Genomic DNA, 16,917 nt, shown 5'->3' on the forward strand with positions numbered 1-16,917 from the left:
GAAACCCCGACGAGGGGTTTCAAATTAAGCTCTACTGGCTTAGTTCACTAGCACACTGTTGAGTTCTCAAGCAACACACCCCGAACCACACCCAGAACCAACCAGGCCACGCTCGATGCGTTATTTCAAGCTTTTGGTCGAGCATGCCGCTACCTACAAGGCTAGTCGTAGGGAGTCGGCGGCCGCTCGTGGGCCGACGCTGAACATTACCTGGTCCGTTTCGCGGTGTCAACCCGCTCGGCCCTGGCTCCTGGTCGGTGAGGCTTTCGGCCCCGCCGACCCGGTGTTCCTGGCGACGAAGAGAAGATTACATGCCTTCCAACCACCCGAAAACAGGGGGGTCACTTAACGGCATCGCCCCTGGTCAGAGCGTTGACAGCGGACTGATTCGACCGGTTCGGGGGCCGCGGACGGTGCTCGGAGGCGCACTGGAGAGGCCCCGAGTGACCCAGGTCTCCCCCATCGGACGACCCTCTTGCGGTCGAAGACCCGGGCACCCGGCCCAATGCGGCAGGTCAGCGCACTGCCCGGCCATCCCGCCGCAAGCCAGCCCGCCTGCAACGCAAGCCCTCCGGCCGTCGCGAGGCGCTGACCGGGGGCCGCCACGAACCTTCGCCCGCTCCGGGCAACCCCGAACGGCTCACCCGGGCAACTTGGGCAGATACCGGGGCGGAACCCGGACCGGCGCGACCCGCATGTAGTCCGCGGCCAGCGCCAGCATCTTCCCGTCCGTCCACTGCCCGCCCATGAACGAAATCCCCACCGGCAGCGGTCCGACCGAACCGGCCGGGACCGTGACGTCCGGGTAGCCCGCCACCGCGGCCGGTGTCGAGGACGGGATCACGTCGTTGTCGCCGGTCTCGCAGTCCGTCTTCCAGGCCGGCGGGTTCGTCGGCGACGCGATGGCGTCCAGGTCGTACTTCGCGAGGGTCTCGTCCAGCGACCGGCGCGACAAGTCGGTCAGCTCCGCCCGGTTCTTCAGATAGGCCGGATCCTGCGGGCCAAGCGCGGCGAGCGCCTGTTCGAACAGCTCCTGACCAGCGAAGCAGGTGCGTTCCAGCGGGTCAGCGCGGTTGTACGCGACGAGGTCCGCCAGGTTCCGCGGGCCGGTAGGCCGCGTGGCGAGGTACGCGTCGATGTCGCGGTGGAACTCGGTCAGCAGCGCCGGGAACTCCAGCGCGGAGAGCCGGTCCTGGTACGGCAGGTTGACCTCGACGACGGTCGCGCCGGCGCGTTCCAGCGAAGCTTTCGTCTTGCTGACCACGGCGTCCGTGTCCGGGCCGAGCACCGGCAGCCGCCACAGGCCGATCCGGGCACCGCGCAGGACGCCGGGGCGGAGAAGTTTCGCGTAGTCGGCCGGCTGGGTCGACGGGTAGCGCAGAGTCGCCGGGTCGGACGGGTCGCGGCCCTGCAGTACCGAGAGCGTCAGCGCGGTGTCGACGACGTTGCGCGCGATGGGTCCCGCCGTGTCCTGTTCCGCGGAGATCGGCACGACGCCGGTGCGGCTGACGAGCCCGAGGCTCGGTTTGTGCCCGACAGTCGCGGTCATCCCGGCCGGGCACACGATCGACCCGTCGGTCTCGCTGCCGATCGCGACCTGCGCGAGCGAGGCTGCGACGCCTGCGGCGGATCCGGCGGACGAACCGCACGGGTTGTGGTCCAGGACGTAGGGGTTGTGGGTCTGCCCGCCGACGCCGGACCAGCCGGACGTCGGCTTCGCGGCGCGGAAGTTGGCCCATTCCGACAGGTTCGCCTTGCCGAGGATCACCGCGCCCGCGTCGCGCAGCCGGGTGATCAGCGTGGCGTCCTTGGCCGGGCGGCTGCGCAGCGCGCGCGAACCGGCGGTGGTCTGCTGGTCGTGGGTGTCGACATTGTCCTTGACCAGCACCGGGATCCCGTCGAGCGGACCGCGGGTGCGGCCGGTCCGGTGCCGGACGTCGCTGGCGGCGGCTTGCGCGAGCGCGGCTGGGTTGAGCGCGAGGACGGCGTTGACCTTCGGGTCCAGCACCCGGATCCGCGCGAGGTACGCGCTGGTCAGCCGGGTCGCGGTGAGCTGACCGGTCGCCATCCGGTGCTGCAGCGACGGGATGTCGGCGCGGTCGAGGTCGAAGTGCGGCTCGGCCGGGTCAGAGTGGTCACCTCGCATCGCGACCGCCGGCGGCGCGGTGGCCAAGCCCGCCGCCGCGACCAGTGCGGCGAGTACGGCGGGCAGTCTTTTTCCCATGTTCCGATGCCTCCCCAACCTCGGAGCACGGCCCGGGGTCCGGTTCAGAGCATCGGCAACAGGGTCCGGAGCTCGTACGGGGTGACCGCGCTCCGGTAGTTGTCCCACTCAACCCGCTTATTGCGCAAGAAGAAGTCGTAAACGTGCTCGCCGAGCGCTTCCGGCAGCAGCTCCGACTTCTCCATCTCGGCGAGCGCCTCGCCGAGGTTCTGCGGCAACTGCGAGTAACCGGCGGCGCGGCGTTCGGAGTCCGACAGCTGCCAGATGTTGTCCTCGGCGGGCGGCGGCAGCTCGTAGCCCTTTTCGATGCCCTTCAGCCCCGCGGCCAGTATCACCGAGTAGGCAAGGTACGGGTTGCACGCCGAATCGAGCGTCCGGATCTCGACGCGCCGCGACGAGGCCTTGCCCGGCGAGTACATCGGCACGCGCACGAGCGCCGAGCGGTTCGCCCTCCCCCAGGACACCGTCGTGGGCGCCTCGCTGCCGCTGATCAGCCGTTTGTAGGAGTTGACCCACTGGTTGGTGACGGCGGAGATTTCCTTGGCGTAGTGCAGGACACCGGCGACGAACGCCTTGCCGGTCTCGGAAAGCTCGTGCGGATCCTCCGCGTCGTAGAACGCGTTGCGGTCGCCTTCGAACAGGCTCACGTGGGTGTGCATCCCCGAGCCGGGCTGGTCGGTGAACGGCTTCGGCATGAAGGTCGCGCGCACGCCCTGGGTCAGCGCGACCTCCTTGACGACGTAACGGAACGTCATCACGTTGTCGGCCATGGTGAGGGCGTCGGCGTAGCGAAGGTCGATTTCCTGCTGCCCCGGCGCGCCCTCGTGATGGCTGAACTCGACCGAGATGCCCATCGCCTCAAGGGTCTCGATCGCGTGCCGCCGGAAGTGCGTCGCGGTGGCGTGGCTGGCCTGGTCGAAGTAGCCGCCGTTGTCGGCGGGCTCGGGCTCGCTGCCGTCGTCGGGGAGGTTGGCGAGCAGGAAGAACTCGATCTCCGGGTGCACGTAGCAGGTGAACCCGGCTTCGCTGGCCTTCGACAGCTGGCGGCGCAGCACGTGCCGCGGGTCGGCCCAGGACGGCGAGCCGTCGGGCATCGCGATGTCGCAGAACATCCGCGCGGAGTACGGACCGCCGTCGGGGGTTTCCCACGGCAGCACCTGGAACGTGGACGGGTCGGGCTTGGCGACCATGTCCGACTCGTAGACGCGCGCGAAGCCCTCGATGGCCGAGCCGTCGAACCCGATGCCCTCGCTGAACGCGCCCTCCAGTTCGGCGGGCGCGACCGCGACGGACTTCAGGAATCCCAGCACGTCGGTGAACCACAGGCGGACGAAACGGATGTCGCGCTCTTCCAAGGTGCGGAGCACGAATTCCTGCTGGCGATCCATGGCCGAACCCTAACCAGCACGTGTTAACGCCATGTTTCACGGGTCACCCCCGTGGGAGTTCGATTCACGCCGCGACGGCGAGCTGGGATTCCCTCGACCGGGTGATCGACAACGACGCGACCGAGGCGATGACCGCGAGCCCGGCGGCGACGTACCAGGCGATCGCGTAATCGCCGAACTGGTCCCGCACCGCGCCGGCGGCGGAGGCGGCGAACGCCGCGCCCAGCTGGTGGCAGGCGAAAACCCAGCCGAACACGATCGGACCGGCTTCCCCGAAGGAGCGGCTGCAGAGCGCGACCGTCGGCGGAACGGTCGCCACCCAGTCGAGACCGTAGAAGAGGATGAACGCCCACATGCTCGGCTGGACCGAGTTCGTGAACAGCTGCGGCAACAGGGCGAGCGAAACTCCCCGCAACGCGTAGTAGACGCCGAGCAGGATCCGCGGGTCGACACGGTCGGTGAGCCATCCCGACGCGATCGTTCCCACCACGTCGAAGACGCCGACCAGCGCGAGCAGGCTCGCCGCGGTCGTCTGCGGCATGCCGTGGTCGTGCGCGGCCGGGACGAAGTGCGTGCTGACCAACCCGTTGGTGGTCGCCCCGCAGATCGCGAACCCGACAGCGAGTAGCCAGAACGTCCGGGTGCGCGCGGCTTGGAACAGCACAGACAGCCCGCGCCGGACCGTGCCGACCTTCGGTGCCGGACGCGCCACTTCGGCGTCTTCGGGCGCTCCGTACGCGACAGTGCCGATGTCGGCCGGGTGGTCGCGTACGGCCAACAGCACGACCGGGACCACCGCGAGAGCCGCGATGGCGATGACCATGGACGCTGTCCGCCAGCCGTCGCCCGCCGCGAGCGACGCGATCAAGGGCAGGAAGATCAGCTGTCCGGTCGCCCCGGCGGCGGTGAGCACGCCGGTTACGACGCCGCGGTGGCGGATGAACCAGCGCGTCGCGACCATCGCGGCGAAGCTCATCGCCATCGAGCCGGTGCCGAGGCCGACGAGCACACCCCAGCAGAGGATCAACTGCCAGCTGGCGCTCATGAAGACGGTGCCGCCCGCGCCGAGAGCGACGACGCACAGCGCGGTGGCCGCGACTCGGCGAATACCGAACCGCTCCATCAGCGCGGCGGCGAAGGGCGCGAAGAGGCCATACAGGACGAGGTTGACCGAGACGGCGGACCCGATCGTGGCCCGGGACCAACCGAACTCTTCGTGCAACGGATCGATCAGGACGCCCGGCGCGGCGCGGAAGCCGGCGGCGGCGAGGAGGGCGACGAACGCGGCCGCGGCGACGAACCAGGCGCGATGCAGGCGGCGGGCAGGACGAGTCTCAACGGTCACGAGCAGTCAGTCTGATGGACCAGGAGCGGAGTCGACAGTGGCCGGAAGGACACTATGCGTAAGGATCAGGCCAGCCAAGTAGGCTCTCGGCCATGCTCAGCCGACGTGTCCTGCCGGCCCTGCTGCTCCTCGGGCTGGTCGGCGGTTGCACCGCGGCACCCCCCTTGCCCGCGGCGGACGGGTTGCTCGCCGCCGCCAGGGCGAACTTCGCCAAAGTCGCCAGCCTGCACTTCTCGGTCGGCGTCAACGGGGTGCTGCCCGGCCTGCCGATGACCAAGCTCGTCGGCAACGCGACCCTCAAGCGCGGCGGACAGGCGAGCGGCAGCGCGGAATTCACTGATCGGTCGTTCTCGTTCACCGTCGCCGGGCACACCGCGACTACGAAGGACACGAAGGGTCGCGAAACCAACGGCCCCACGCCCTTCACCGTCGACCGGTTCCTCGGTCCGCGCGGCGGCCTGACCCGGCTCCTCGACTCGCTCCAGCAGCCGAAAACCGAAATCCGCGAGACCATCCAGCACGTCGACGGCTACCGCGTCGGCGGAACCGTGCCCCAAGCGGTCGCGGCGAAGCTGGTGCCGCAGATCCACGCAGACGTGAACGTGAAGATCTGGGTGACAGTCGCCGAACCGCGCCGCTTCGCGCGGATGTGGCTGCAAGTGCCGCCTGCGACGGAACGCGACAGCCCGGTGATGTACGAGGTGCTGTTGACGGATCAGCAGCCCTAGCAGCTGCCGTCTCGGGCGATGGCGCTGCTGAGGTAGGTCGTTGCGGCTTTGTCGACACAGGCGTTGCCTTTGAGGAACGCTGCGTGCTGTACGTCGTCGACAGTCAGCAGTGCGGCGTTGAGGCCTTTCGCGAGCGCTACGCCCTGGCGGTGGGGCGTAGCCGGGTCATGCGTGGTCGAGATGACGAGCGTTTTCGGCAGGCCGGGTGCGAATGGACGGTGCGACCGTGAGGTTGGCGGTACCGGCCAGGTCGAGCAGGTGTCGAGTTCGTGCGCGTCGGGCGAGTTGCCGGCGAGGAAGGGTGCTCCGGTGAGCATCTGGCGATGCGCGGCGTCGATGGTCGTGCGGTTGGTGACACGGTCGTAGTCGACGCAGCGGATGGCGTAGTAGGCGTCGAAGGCTCCGCTGTAGTGGCCGTTCTGATCGCGTTGGTAATAGTCATCGGCCATCTGAAGCAGCTTCGCGCCGCTACGCGTGGTCGCTAGTTCTTCCAGTGCTTGCCGCAAATTCGGCCACTTCGCGCGGGAGTAGAGCGCGGCTTCTGTCGCAGTGACAGCGTCGGCGAAGGCCAGTGCGCGGCCGGGCAGTGCAGAGACCGAAGGACGCGCGATTCGCTGGAAAGCTGCGGTCGCGTCGCCGGTTAGCGGGCATCCAGCTCGCTTCGCGCACCACTGCGCGAAGCGGGTGAAAGCGTCCTGGAACCCGGCGGTCTGGGCGATCAGTGTCTGCGGCAAGTCCTGTGCGGGGTCGATGGCACCGTCGAGGACCATGGCGCGCACTTTGTCCGGGTACGCCTCTGCGTACGCCGAACCGATCTGCGTTCCGTACGAGTAGCCGAGGTACGTGAGCTTCGCGTCGCCGAGGGCGGCACGAAGCGCGTCGAGATCGCGTACGACCTCTCGCGTGCCTACGTGCGCGAGGAACTCCGCGCCGGTCTTCTTGAGACAGCCAACCGCACTTCCGACGTCTGACGTACGAGCGGCGTCCTGCTCGGCATCCGACCGGCAGCGGATGCGCGGCTCGCTCGCGTGAACCCCGCGAGGGTCGAAGCCGACCAAGTCGAACTGCTCGGCAAGCTTTCCGGCAGGTCTCGCCAACGTGGCCGCCGCATTCATCCCTGAACTGCCCGGCCCACCGGGGTTGAGCACGAGAGACCCGATCCGGTGTGCCGGATCGGTGGCCCGATGCCGCAGCAAACCGATCGACACTGTCCGGCCCTGCGGGTTCGCGTAGTCGAGCGGCACCGTCAACCGGGCACAGTCGACCGCCTCGTCCGCGTACAAGCCCTTCTCGGAAGGGGTCTGCGCGTACGGCGCACACGGTCCCCAGTCGAGCGCTGCCCGCTGGCTCGCGCAAGCCGTGGCAGCGAGCATCACCACTGCCACAACCGTCGCGAGCCAGCGCAATCTCAACTGGCCTTACAGCGAGTGCCGTCCGGAGGCGTCGTGCCGTCGATCAGGTAGGCAGTGCCCGCCTTGTCGACGCACGCGTTGCCTTGCAAGAACACCGTGTGCTGCGTCCCCTCGAAGGTGAGCAGTGACCCCTTCAGCGCCTTCGCGAGGTTCACGCCCGCCTGGTACGGCGTAGCCGGGTCGTTCGTCGTCGAGATCGTCAGCGTCTTCGGCAGGCCTTCGACGTTCGGCTCGTGCGGCTTCGACGTGTTCGGCACCGGCCAGAACGCGCACGCGTCACGGGCAGAGCTGGGTTGGCGGCCGTCGTCAAGGAAGGGTGCGGCCTTTTCGTATTTCTCCTGGCCTTCGAGAATCTGCTTCGGATCGGTGACTCGCGGGTCGTCGACGCAACGGATCGCGACGAAGGCGTCCTGCGTGGTGCCGTAGCTGCCGTCCGGATTGCGCTCGTTGTAGATATCAGCCAGCTTCTCCAGCGTGGCACCGCGCTGCAGCTTCAGTTCGTTCAGCCCGGTGTTCAGGTACTCCCAGAGATTCTGCTGGTAGAGGGCCTGTATGGCACCTGTGGTGGCGTCGTCGTACGACAGCTTGCGGCCGTCGCCGACCGGAACCGGGAAGTCGATCAGCCGGCGCGTGAGGTCCTGGAACTGCTTCGTCGCGTCGGCCGGGTTGTTGCCGAGCGCGCAGTCCTGACGCGCCGCGCACCACTTCGCGAACTCGTTGAACGCGCCGCCGAAGCCCTGGCCCTGCGCGACGAGCGAGTCTTCCGGGCTCTGTGTCGGGTCGACAGCGCCGTCGAGGACGAGCGCGCGCACGTTCTTCGGGAAGGTCTCCGCGTACGTGGACCCAATGCGCGTGCCGTACGAGTAGCCGAGGTACGTGAGCTTCTGGTCGCCGAGGACGCTTCGCAGCACGTCCATGTCCTTGGCGACGTCGCGCGTACCGACGTGCGCGAGCATGTCGTCGCCGTACTTCGTCCGCTGTGTGCACTTCGCGGCGAAGTCTTTCTGCTCCGTTTCCTGCTTCGCCACGCCCGCAGGAGAACCGTCAGTCTCGCTGTCATCCGCACGGTCCGCATCACGCTCGGGCCCGGTCAGGCATTTGATCTGCGGTTCGCTCGCACCGATGCCTCGCGGGTCGAAGCCGACGAGGTCGAACCGGTCGCCGAGATCGGACTTGGACACCTGGTCGAGCAGGCCCGCCGCGGCGACCATGCCCGAAGCGCCCGGTCCGCCCGGGTTCACCACGAGCGAACCGATTTTCTCGCCCGAATCGCTCGCACGATGCCGCAGCACGCCGACGGTAATCGTCTGCCCGTCCGGTTTGTCATAGTTCAACGGAACGGTGAGGCGTCCGCACTCGATTCCCTGCGCCTTGAACGCCGACCGGGCGTCGGCCGAGGTCGCGTAGGGTGCACACGCGGACCAGGTCATGCTCTGCCCGTAGAAGCGCTCCAGTCCGGCGGGCACCGGACCCACCGGCGCGTGCGATTCGACGGTCGGCGCGGACGCGGCCTGGTCGGGCTTGGACGTGCACGCCGCGAGCGTGGTCGCGAGCAGGCCGGCAGCCGCGAACACGACTATCGGATGGACTTTCGGGCTGGCGCTGGGATGACGGGACACGGTTTGATCGTGCCATCCGGGCGCGGAACTCGAACGCACCGTCGGCGCGTTGGGCAGTGCGGGTGCGACCGGAGACACATCGACACGAGGAGACCAGGGGTGGCACTGATCAGCCGAGTGGGCAAACGGCTCCGCCGGATCATCCAGCGGCCGGGCAGCGTCGAGCTGACCCGCTACGAAGCGCTGCTGCCCGCCGTCGAGAAGCTCGAACCGGAGCTGGAAAAACTCGAAAACGCCGAGCTCACCGAGCGCGCGGGCAAGCTGCGGGACGCCATCGGCGGGGCCGCCTCGTTCACCGACAGCCAGCTGATCGAGATCTGCGCGCTCGGCCGCGAGGCCGCCCGGCGCGAGCTCGGCGAGCGGGCCTTCGACGTGCAGTTGCTCGGCACGATGGGCCTGCTCACCGGCCACGTCGTGCAGATGGAGACCGGTGAGGGCAAGACGCTCGCCGGTGCGCTGGCCGCCGCCGGGTACGCGCTGCGCGGCCGCCGCGTGCACGTGGTCACGGTCAACGACTACCTCGCCCGCCGCGACGCGGAGTGGATGGGCCCGGTGTACGACCTGCTCGGCGTCACCGTCGGCTGGGTCGAACCGGCGCACTCGAAGCAGGAGCGCAAGGAGGCCTACGGCAAGGAGGTCACCTACGGCGCGGTCGCCGAAATCGGCTTCGACGTGCTGCGCGACCGCCTGGTCACCCACCCCGACGATCTGGTGCAGAAGGCTCCCGAGGTGGCGATCGTCGACGAGGCCGACTCGGTGCTGGTCGACGAGGCGCGCGTGCCGCTGGTCATGGCCGGTTCGATCGACCACAACGACGCCGACGAGGAGGTCGCCAAGATCGTCCGGCGGCTGCGGCTCGGCCTGCACTACGAAACCGACTCCGAGGGCCGCAACGCGTGGCTGACCAGCGCCGGCGCGTCGGTCGTGGAGAAGTCGCTCGGCGGCGTCGACCTGTACGACGAGTCCGGTTCGGACCGGCTCGCCGCGGTGAACGTCGCCCTGCACGCGCACGCCCTGCTCACCCGGGACGTCGACTACCTGGTCCGTGACGGCAAGGTGCAGCTGATCAACGCCGCCCGCGGCCGCGTCGCCGAACTGCAGCGCTGGCCGGACGGCCTCCAGGCCGCGGTCGAGGCGAAAGAGCAGGTCACGGCCACCGACCGGGGCGAAATCCTCGACTCGATCACCGTGCAGGCGCTGCTCGCGCGTTACCCCGAGGTCGCGGGCATGACCGGTACCGCCGTCGCGGTCGCCGAGCAGCTGCGCGAGTTCTACCAGCTCGAAGTCGCGGTCATCCCGCCGAACACCCCGAACGTCCGCGAGGACCAGCAGGACCGCGTCTTCGCCTCGCCGTCGCAGAAACTGCGCGCGATCGAGGAGGAGATCCGCACGGTGCACGAGACCGGGCGGCCGATCCTCGTCGGCACCCAGGACGTCGCCGAGTCCGAGGAGCTGGCGGAAAAGCTGGCGAAGGCCGACCTGCCGTGCGTCGTGCTGAATGCGCGCAACGACGCCGAAGAGGCCGCGATCATCGCCGAGGCGGGCAAGAAGAGCGCGGTCACCGTGTCCACGCAGATGGCCGGTCGCGGTACCGACATCCGGCTCGGCGGCAGCGACGGCACGACCCGCGAAGAGGTCGCCGAGCTGGGCGGCCTGCACGTGATCGGCACCGCGCGGTATCCGTCGAGCCGTCTCGACGGCCAGCTGCGCGGCCGGTCCGGGCGACAGGGCGACCCGGGCAGCGCGATCTTCTTCGCGAGCCTCAACGACGACCTCGTGCTGTCGAACGCGCCGGACCTGCCGGACGGCATCGACGCGGACACCGAGACCGGCGAGATCACCGACCCGGCCGCGCACCGGCAGCTCAACCACGCCCAGCGCGTCGCCGAGGGCGTCGACCTGGAGATCCACCGCAACACCTGGCGCTACACCCGGCTGATCGAGCGGCAGCGCGCCGAGCTGCTGGAACACCGCGACAAGGTGCTGCACACCGGGCTCGCGGCGGACGAACTGGAGAAGGCGCAGCCGGAGAAGTTCGCCGAGCTGAAGGAAAAGCTGGATGACTCCGACCGGCTTGAGCAGGTGTGCCGCGAGGTCCGGCTGTTCCACCTCGACCAGCTGTGGTCGGACCACCTGGCGTACCTCACCGACGTGCGCGAGAGCATCCACCTGCGCGCGCTGGCCCGCGAGACGCCGCTGGACGAGTTCCACCGCGCGGCGATCCCGGAGTTCCACAAGATCATCGCCGAATCCGCCTCGCGCGCGGCGAAGACGCTTGAGGAAGCCGAGATCACCGACGACGGCCTCGACCTCGCCGAGGTCGGCGTGCGGCGCGCGAACACGACGTGGACGTACCTGGTGCACGACAACCCGTTCGACTCGGACTTCGAGCAGACGGTCAAGAAGGTGCGCAGCATGATGCGGATGAAGAAGTCCTGATTCCTTCGTCCGAAGGGCCCCTCGCTTCGGGCGAGGGGCCCTTCGCCGTTCTCTGGCTCACCTCTGCGTAGTTTCTGTCGGTGCGGTGGGACAGAATGGCGGCATGCCGCAACTGCGCATCGCACTGGCCCAGGTCAACACCACCGTCGGCGACATCGACGGGAACACCGCGCTCACCGTCGAGTGGACCCGCAAGGCCGCCGAGGCGGGCGCGCGCGTCGTCGTGTTCCCGGAGATGTCCCAGACCGGTTACCCGGTCGAGGACCTCACGCTCCGGCGCACGTTCGCCGACGCGTCCCGGCGCTCGGTGACCGAACTGGCGCGCCGGCTCGACGAGGCGGGCTGCGGCGAGGTGCTCGCGTACGTCGGCTACCTCGACCACGACGAGATCGGCCCGCGCGACGCCGCGGCGGCGCTCTACCGCGGCGAGGTCGTGGCCCGGCAGTTCAAGCACCACCTGCCGAACTACGGCGTGTTCGACGAGCACCGGTACTTCAAACCGGGTACCGAACTCGAGGTGCTGCGGCTGCACGGCGTCGACATCGGCATGGTGATCTGCGAGGACATCTGGCAGGACGGCGGCCCGATCTCCGCACTGGGCAAGGCCGGGGTCGACCTGGTGGTCGCGCCGAACGCGTCGCCGTACGAGCGGTCGAAGGACGAACAGCGGCTGCCGCTGATCGCCCGCCGGGCGGCCGAGGCGGGCGCGCCGCTGGTGTACACGAACCAGGTCGGCGGACAGGACGACCTGGTTTTCGACGGCGACTCGCTGGTGGTCGGCGCGGACGGGACGCTGCTCGCGCGGGCGCCGCAGTTCGTGGAGCATCTGCTGGTGCTGGACTTGGACCTGCCCGCTGCCAGCGCGGCCGCCACGGGCTCGTTCGACGGGCTGGAAGTGCACCGGCGAGTGCTCGACGATGTCCCACTGCCCGCGTACGAACCGCTGTCGGCTCCGACGATCAGCGAACCGCTGTCGGACGAGGCCGAGGTGTGGTCGGCGCTGGTGGTAGGGCTGCGCGACTACGTGCACAAGAACGGCTTCTCGACGGTCACGTTCGGCTTCTCCGGCGGAATCGACTCGGCGGTCTGCGCGGCGCTGGCGGCGGACGCACTCGGCGGCGACAACGTGTACGGCGTTTCGATGCCGTCGAAGTACTCGTCCTCGCACTCGCGAGACGACGCTTCGGACTTGGCGGAGCGGATCGGCGCGCACTACCGGGTCGAGCCGATCGGCGAGATGGTCGATGTCTATGTCAACCAGCTGCGGCTGACCGGGCTCGCCGAGGAGAACATCCAGGCGCGGGTGCGCGGGATGCTGCTGATGGCTCTGTCCAATCTGGACGGACACCTGGTGCTGGCGACCGGCAACAAGACCGAACTGGCCGTCGGCTATTCGACCATTTACGGCGACGCGGTCGGAGCGTTCGCGCCGATCAAGGACCTGTTCAAGACGCACGTGTGGCAGCTGGCGCGGTGGCGGAACGAGGAGGCGGCCAAGCGAGGGGAAACGCCGCCGATCCCGGAAAACTCGATCACGAAGCCGCCTTCGGCGGAGCTGCGGCCGGACCAGAAGGACTCGGATTCGCTGCCGGACTACGAACTGCTGGACGACGTCCTGGACGATTACGTCGAGAACGACCGCGGGTACGCGGATCTGATCGAGGCGGGGTTCGACCCGGAGACGATCGACCGGGTGGTGCGGATGGTCGACCGGGCGGAGTACAAGCGGCGGCAGTACCCGCCGGGCACGAAGATCACGTTCAAGGCATTTGGGCGGGACCGGCGGCTCCCGATGACCAACGGGTGGCGGGAACGGAAGTCCTGATCGGGGTTTCTGGCGAGGTGGTCCGGCGAGGGCTGCCGGGTGGGATGCTGGGCTTCGAGCATGCCTTGGCGGTTTGCCGCGCGGCAGAGGGCTGGGTTCCCCCGCGATGGGCGGGAGCGCCAGGCGCGCTCGGCTAGGCGACCGGAGTCTCCTTTGCCAAGCTGCCGGGCTCCGGCCGCCTGGATCAGCCGCGCGATGGGCGATTGCCTGGCGCGATTGGCTGCACGAACCCCAGCCGACCGGGATTTCCGGTTCGACGGCCTAGGTTCGGGTCGGTTGGCTGAGGCTTCAGGCGTCATCAGTCTCGCCGGGCGTGATCGGCTGCGTTGCTGACAGTGGGGGCCGCGGGTTCGACACGGCTCGCTCGGTCTTCGGGTGCCGCGAGCGGATGTTCGCCTTCGGCCACGACGACGATCCGCTGCGTTGCTGACTGTGGTGGCCGCGGGCTCGACACGGCTCGCTCGGCTTCCGGGTGCCGCGAGCGGATGTTCGCCTTCGGCCACGACGACGATCCGCCGCGTTGCTGACAGTGGTGGCCGCGGGCTCGACACGGCTCACTCGGTCTCCGGGTGCCACGAGCGGATGTTCGCCTTCGGCCACGACGACGATCCGCCGCGTTGCTGACAGTGGCGACCGCGGGCTCGACACGGCTCACTCGGTCTCCGGGTGCCGCAAGCAGATGTTCGCCTTCGGCCACGACGGCGAACGGCTGCTCCGCGGGTCGGTCCGCGGCTTTCCTTGCTGCGGCCGGGCGAGTTCACCGCCGTTCCAGGGTCGTGTCGTTTTCTCGCCAGTTTCTGTCGGTGCCAGCTCGTACGCTGGCCGTATGACAGTTGGGTACACGGTGTTCGACACCCCGATCGGGGCGTGCGGACTCGCCTGGCGGGACGGTGCGGTGATCGGAACCGCGCTGCCGGGGAGCACGGCGGAGCGGACGCGCGCGCACCTCGCGAAGCGTTTCCCGGACGCGGTGGAATCACCGGTGCCGGACGAGTTGCGTGCGGTGGTGGACGATGTCGTCGCGCTGCTGTCGGGTGAGGCTCGCGATCTGCGCGCGGCTCCGCTGGATTACCGGGATGTGCCGGACTTCAACCGGCGCGCGTACGACGTCGCGCGTGCTATTCCGCCGGGGAAGGTGCTGACGTACGGGGACATCGCGCATCAGCTCGGCGCGCCGGGCTCCGCTCAGGCTGTCGGGCAGGCGATGGGGAGCAATCCGTTTCCGATCATCGTGCCATGCCACCGGGTTTTGGGCGCGGGCAAGAACACCGGTGGCTTTTCGGCACCGGGCGGGGTCGAGACCAAACGGCGGATGCTGGTGATCGAAGGGGCGTTTCCGGAGGAACCGACGTTGTTCTGACGCGTCGGCTACGGAAATCTCGGCGAATGTCGTGGCCTGCCTGAAGCTTTGGCGCGCTCGGCCGGATTCCAGCGACACCCCCAGTGCCGCTGGACGCCAACCGAGCGCACCACCCCAACCGGCTGTTCCAGGCAGCCGAACGACCCGGCCGCCCAACCCCAGCCGCCAGCCTCCCGAGAGCGGCCAGGCCAGGCCGCCTAATCCGGCGATCTCGGCCGAACGGCGGCAGGCAGCCGGAGCAGCCGAACCGACAGCCGCCGAGGGCCACTCCACACTCCCGGACCAAGCGGGTGGCCGCTGCGGCCCGCCGACCGACGGAGCCGCTCCAGTCCGCCCCGCTCGGCGGCGTCGCCAGGTCCCTCGACTGCCAACAGCCGTCCGAGCAACCCAGCCCGGGCGACTCCGGCGCGGCTGCCCGAGCGACCAGCCTGCCGACCGAGCCGTCCGGACCAGTCCCGCTCAGCAACCAAACCAGTCCAGCCTGCTCAGCGGCCAAGCCAGCCCGACCGCCAGCAGTCATCCGGAAAACTCACCCCGGACGGGCTCGGGCACCGCTACGCGATCGGCCAGTCCGCCACCCAGCCGAGCCGGTCCGGCCCAGCAGCCACGGTCCAGCCCAGCCCGGCAGCCAAACGAGCCCGCACTCGCCAACGGCTGTCCGAGAAAACCCGCCCCGGACGACTCCGGCACAGCTCGGCGACCGACCCTGGCGCGATACTCAGCTCATTACGCCGGGTTTCCACGGCTTCAGCCAGTTCGTCTCCGGCCAGCCCTCTGCCGCGGCCTGCAAGGGCATAGCGGTGGCTCCGTCCAGGGATTCGCGGACGATGTCGGCGTGGCCTGCGTGCCGGGCGGTTTCCTCGATCAGGTGCAGCAGCACCCAGCGAACGGACCAGGCGGACGCGTCGTCCGGGTACCAGGGCACGTCCTTCGGGATGGGGACTTCCTGGTTCAGATCGGCGATCCCGGCGATGACCTCTTCGGTGCGGGCGGCGACCCGGTCGTAGGCGGCGATCGCCGAGTCCAGCGTTTCGTCCGGACCGAGACGGTAGTTCTCCTGATAGGCCGCCACGCTTTCGGCGAAGGGCTTCGGCTCGATTTTCAGCACCAGGTCTATCCAGCCGCTTTCGGTGGACGACACGTGTTTCAGCAGGCCGCCTACGCTCAGGGCGCTCGCGCTGGGCGCGGCGCGCGCCTGGTCGTCGGTCAAGCCATACGCGGCGACCTTCATCGCCTGGCGCTGTTGTGCCAGGAACCCGAGCAACCCGCCGCGCTCGTCGGGAGTCGGGGAGACTTTGCCAGCCATGGTGGCCTCACTTCCGGTGTCTGGTGCTCCGCAGCATCGCACCCGCCACCGACAATTTGCGGCCGCTGACCGGAACCGGGGTCTGCACGACGTACGCGCCGCCGATCACGACCTGCACCGCGTGCACCACGAGCTGCACCCGGGTGAACACGCCTTCCAGATGCCCGGCCAGCGTCGACACCACCACCAGCGCCCACGCGACCAGCACGGCCACCAGGCAACCCACCGCGCAGGCCCGCCAGCCGGGCGGCCACCAGAAGACGAGGCTCAGCGCCCCGACCGCGACGGCCGCGCTCAGCAGGTTCGGCGTCACCACGGTCTCCGGGACCCAGGCGTACACCATCAGCATGATCCCGAACGCTGACACCGAAACCGACGTCAGCCGCCCGCTCCAGCGCGCTGGCGCGAGCCGCATGAGGGCGGGTCCGGTGAAGAAAAAGGCCAGGCCGCCGAGGCCCGTCGCGACCGAGAAGACCGGTTGCGCGTAGAACAGATCCCAGACCGGCTGTTCGGTCAGCGAAACCCCGGTCTGCATGAAGAACTCCAGCAGCCACGCGGAATACCCCGCCAAACCGAGTCCGAGCAGGACTGTCAAAGCCACCCGCGCAGCACGCACTTGCCCACCCTAAGCGAATCTCTGCGACGAAGTGCCGGATGGTGTCACACCCGTGACTTCCCGGAGGTTCCGGACACCATCCGCTACCACGAACTCACGCACCGAATCCCTGGTGGAGGTTACCGGATCATGGTTGGCGGACGGCCAATACCCGCCTCGGTGCCGGGCTTCGGCTTCGGCCGGGCCGGGAGGGAAGGTGGTGGCGAGTCTCGGCAGCCGACTACGGCTGGTCGCGGGAACGGCCGGTGCGGCTGCCGCGAGCGCTGCTCGGAGCTGCTCGCGGCGGGAGACGGCCGAGGCGGTCGGTGATCGGCCGCAGCAGCTTGGCCGCGCCGGCCTCCGCGGGCGACCGGGGCAGCAGATTCCCGCGACTGCGGTTCCGCGACGAACCGGCGTGACGTCTCGCAGTCGCCGACACCCGCGGGCTAGCGAGAGCAGCGGATTCTTGCGATCGCGGGCCGCGACAAGCTGGCACGGCGTCCACAGACGCCGACAACCGGGGCGAGCAGACTCCCGCGGCCGCAGTTCCGCGACGAACTGGCGCGGCGTCTCGCAGACGCCGACCACCGCAGGTCAGCGAGAGCAGCAGATTCCACCGACCACAGTCCGCGACAAGCTGGCACGGCATCCACAGACGCCAACAACCGGGGCCAGC

General features: G+C 69.1%; 11 protein-coding genes. 4 read left to right on the forward strand and 7 right to left on the reverse strand.

Going from position 1 to position 16,917, the window contains the following annotated elements:
* Window positions 1–640 precede the first annotated feature (640 nt).
* From BM362_RS39920 to BM362_RS39930, 3 genes are all read right to left on the reverse strand, one after another.
* Complete coding sequence (locus BM362_RS39920) at window positions 641–2,224, reverse strand: amidase (RefSeq protein ID WP_093576677.1); 1,584 nt, start codon at window positions 2,222–2,224, stop codon at window positions 641–643.
* Window positions 2,225–2,268: 44 nt separating this feature from the next.
* On the reverse strand, window positions 2,269–3,612 hold the full coding sequence (gene glnA, locus BM362_RS39925; RefSeq protein ID WP_037368721.1) for a type I glutamate--ammonia ligase: 1,344 nt from the start codon (window positions 3,610–3,612) through the stop codon (window positions 2,269–2,271).
* Window positions 3,613–3,676: 64 nt separating this feature from the next.
* The gene (locus BM362_RS39930) at window positions 3,677–4,957 is read right to left on the reverse strand and encodes an MFS transporter (protein ID WP_093576678.1); all 1,281 of its coding nucleotides are present in this window, start codon (window positions 4,955–4,957) and stop codon (window positions 3,677–3,679) included.
* A gap of 92 nt (window positions 4,958–5,049) precedes the next feature.
* Here BM362_RS39930 and BM362_RS39935 point away from each other — a divergent pair, with 92 nt between their 5' ends.
* On the forward strand, window positions 5,050–5,685 hold the full coding sequence (locus tag BM362_RS39935) for an LppX_LprAFG lipoprotein (RefSeq protein ID WP_093576679.1): 636 nt from the start codon (window positions 5,050–5,052) through the stop codon (window positions 5,683–5,685).
* Here BM362_RS39935 and BM362_RS39940 read toward each other — a convergent pair.
* Together BM362_RS39940 and BM362_RS39945 are read right to left on the reverse strand one after the other, a co-directional pair.
* Window positions 5,682–7,058 carry an alpha/beta hydrolase gene (locus tag BM362_RS39940; RefSeq protein ID WP_093576750.1) on the reverse strand — a complete coding sequence of 459 codons (1,377 nt, stop codon included), beginning with the start codon at window positions 7,056–7,058 and terminating at the stop codon, window positions 5,682–5,684. The genes BM362_RS39935 and BM362_RS39940 overlap by 4 nt on opposite strands.
* Before the next feature lie 35 nt (window positions 7,059–7,093).
* Window positions 7,094–8,671, reverse strand: coding sequence for an alpha/beta hydrolase (locus tag BM362_RS39945; protein WP_425285768.1), 1,578 nt, complete (start codon window positions 8,669–8,671; stop codon window positions 7,094–7,096).
* Between the two features lie 144 nt (window positions 8,672–8,815).
* On the opposite strand from BM362_RS39945, the gene secA2 reads away from it, so the two are divergent.
* The 3 genes from secA2 (at window position 8,816) to BM362_RS39960 (ending at window position 14,340) form a co-directional block, all read left to right on the forward strand.
* The gene (secA2, locus tag BM362_RS39950) at window positions 8,816–11,155 is read left to right on the forward strand and encodes an accessory Sec system translocase SecA2 (RefSeq protein ID WP_067586081.1); all 2,340 of its coding nucleotides are present in this window, start codon (window positions 8,816–8,818) and stop codon (window positions 11,153–11,155) included.
* 103 nt (window positions 11,156–11,258) lie between these two features.
* Entirely contained in the window at window positions 11,259–12,980 is a 1,722-nt protein-coding gene (locus tag BM362_RS39955; RefSeq protein ID WP_093576680.1) for an NAD+ synthase, read from the forward strand.
* An 826-nt stretch (window positions 12,981–13,806) separates the two neighbouring features.
* On the forward strand, window positions 13,807–14,340 hold the full coding sequence (locus BM362_RS39960; RefSeq protein ID WP_067586075.1) for a methylated-DNA--[protein]-cysteine S-methyltransferase: 534 nt from the start codon (window positions 13,807–13,809) through the stop codon (window positions 14,338–14,340).
* Between the two features lie 718 nt (window positions 14,341–15,058).
* Here the strand turns inward: BM362_RS39960 and BM362_RS39965 are convergent.
* Window positions 15,059–15,646, reverse strand: coding sequence for a DinB family protein (locus tag BM362_RS39965; RefSeq protein ID WP_093576681.1), 588 nt, complete (start codon window positions 15,644–15,646; stop codon window positions 15,059–15,061).
* 7 nt (window positions 15,647–15,653) lie between these two features.
* Window positions 15,654–16,262, reverse strand: coding sequence for a hypothetical protein (locus BM362_RS39970; protein WP_093576682.1), 609 nt, complete (start codon window positions 16,260–16,262; stop codon window positions 15,654–15,656).
* Window positions 16,263–16,917: the final 655 nt, after the last annotated feature.

Origin of the sequence: Amycolatopsis rubida (assembly GCF_900115345.1) — a bacterium.
Classification (GTDB): domain Bacteria; phylum Actinomycetota; class Actinomycetes; order Mycobacteriales; family Pseudonocardiaceae; genus Amycolatopsis; species Amycolatopsis rubida.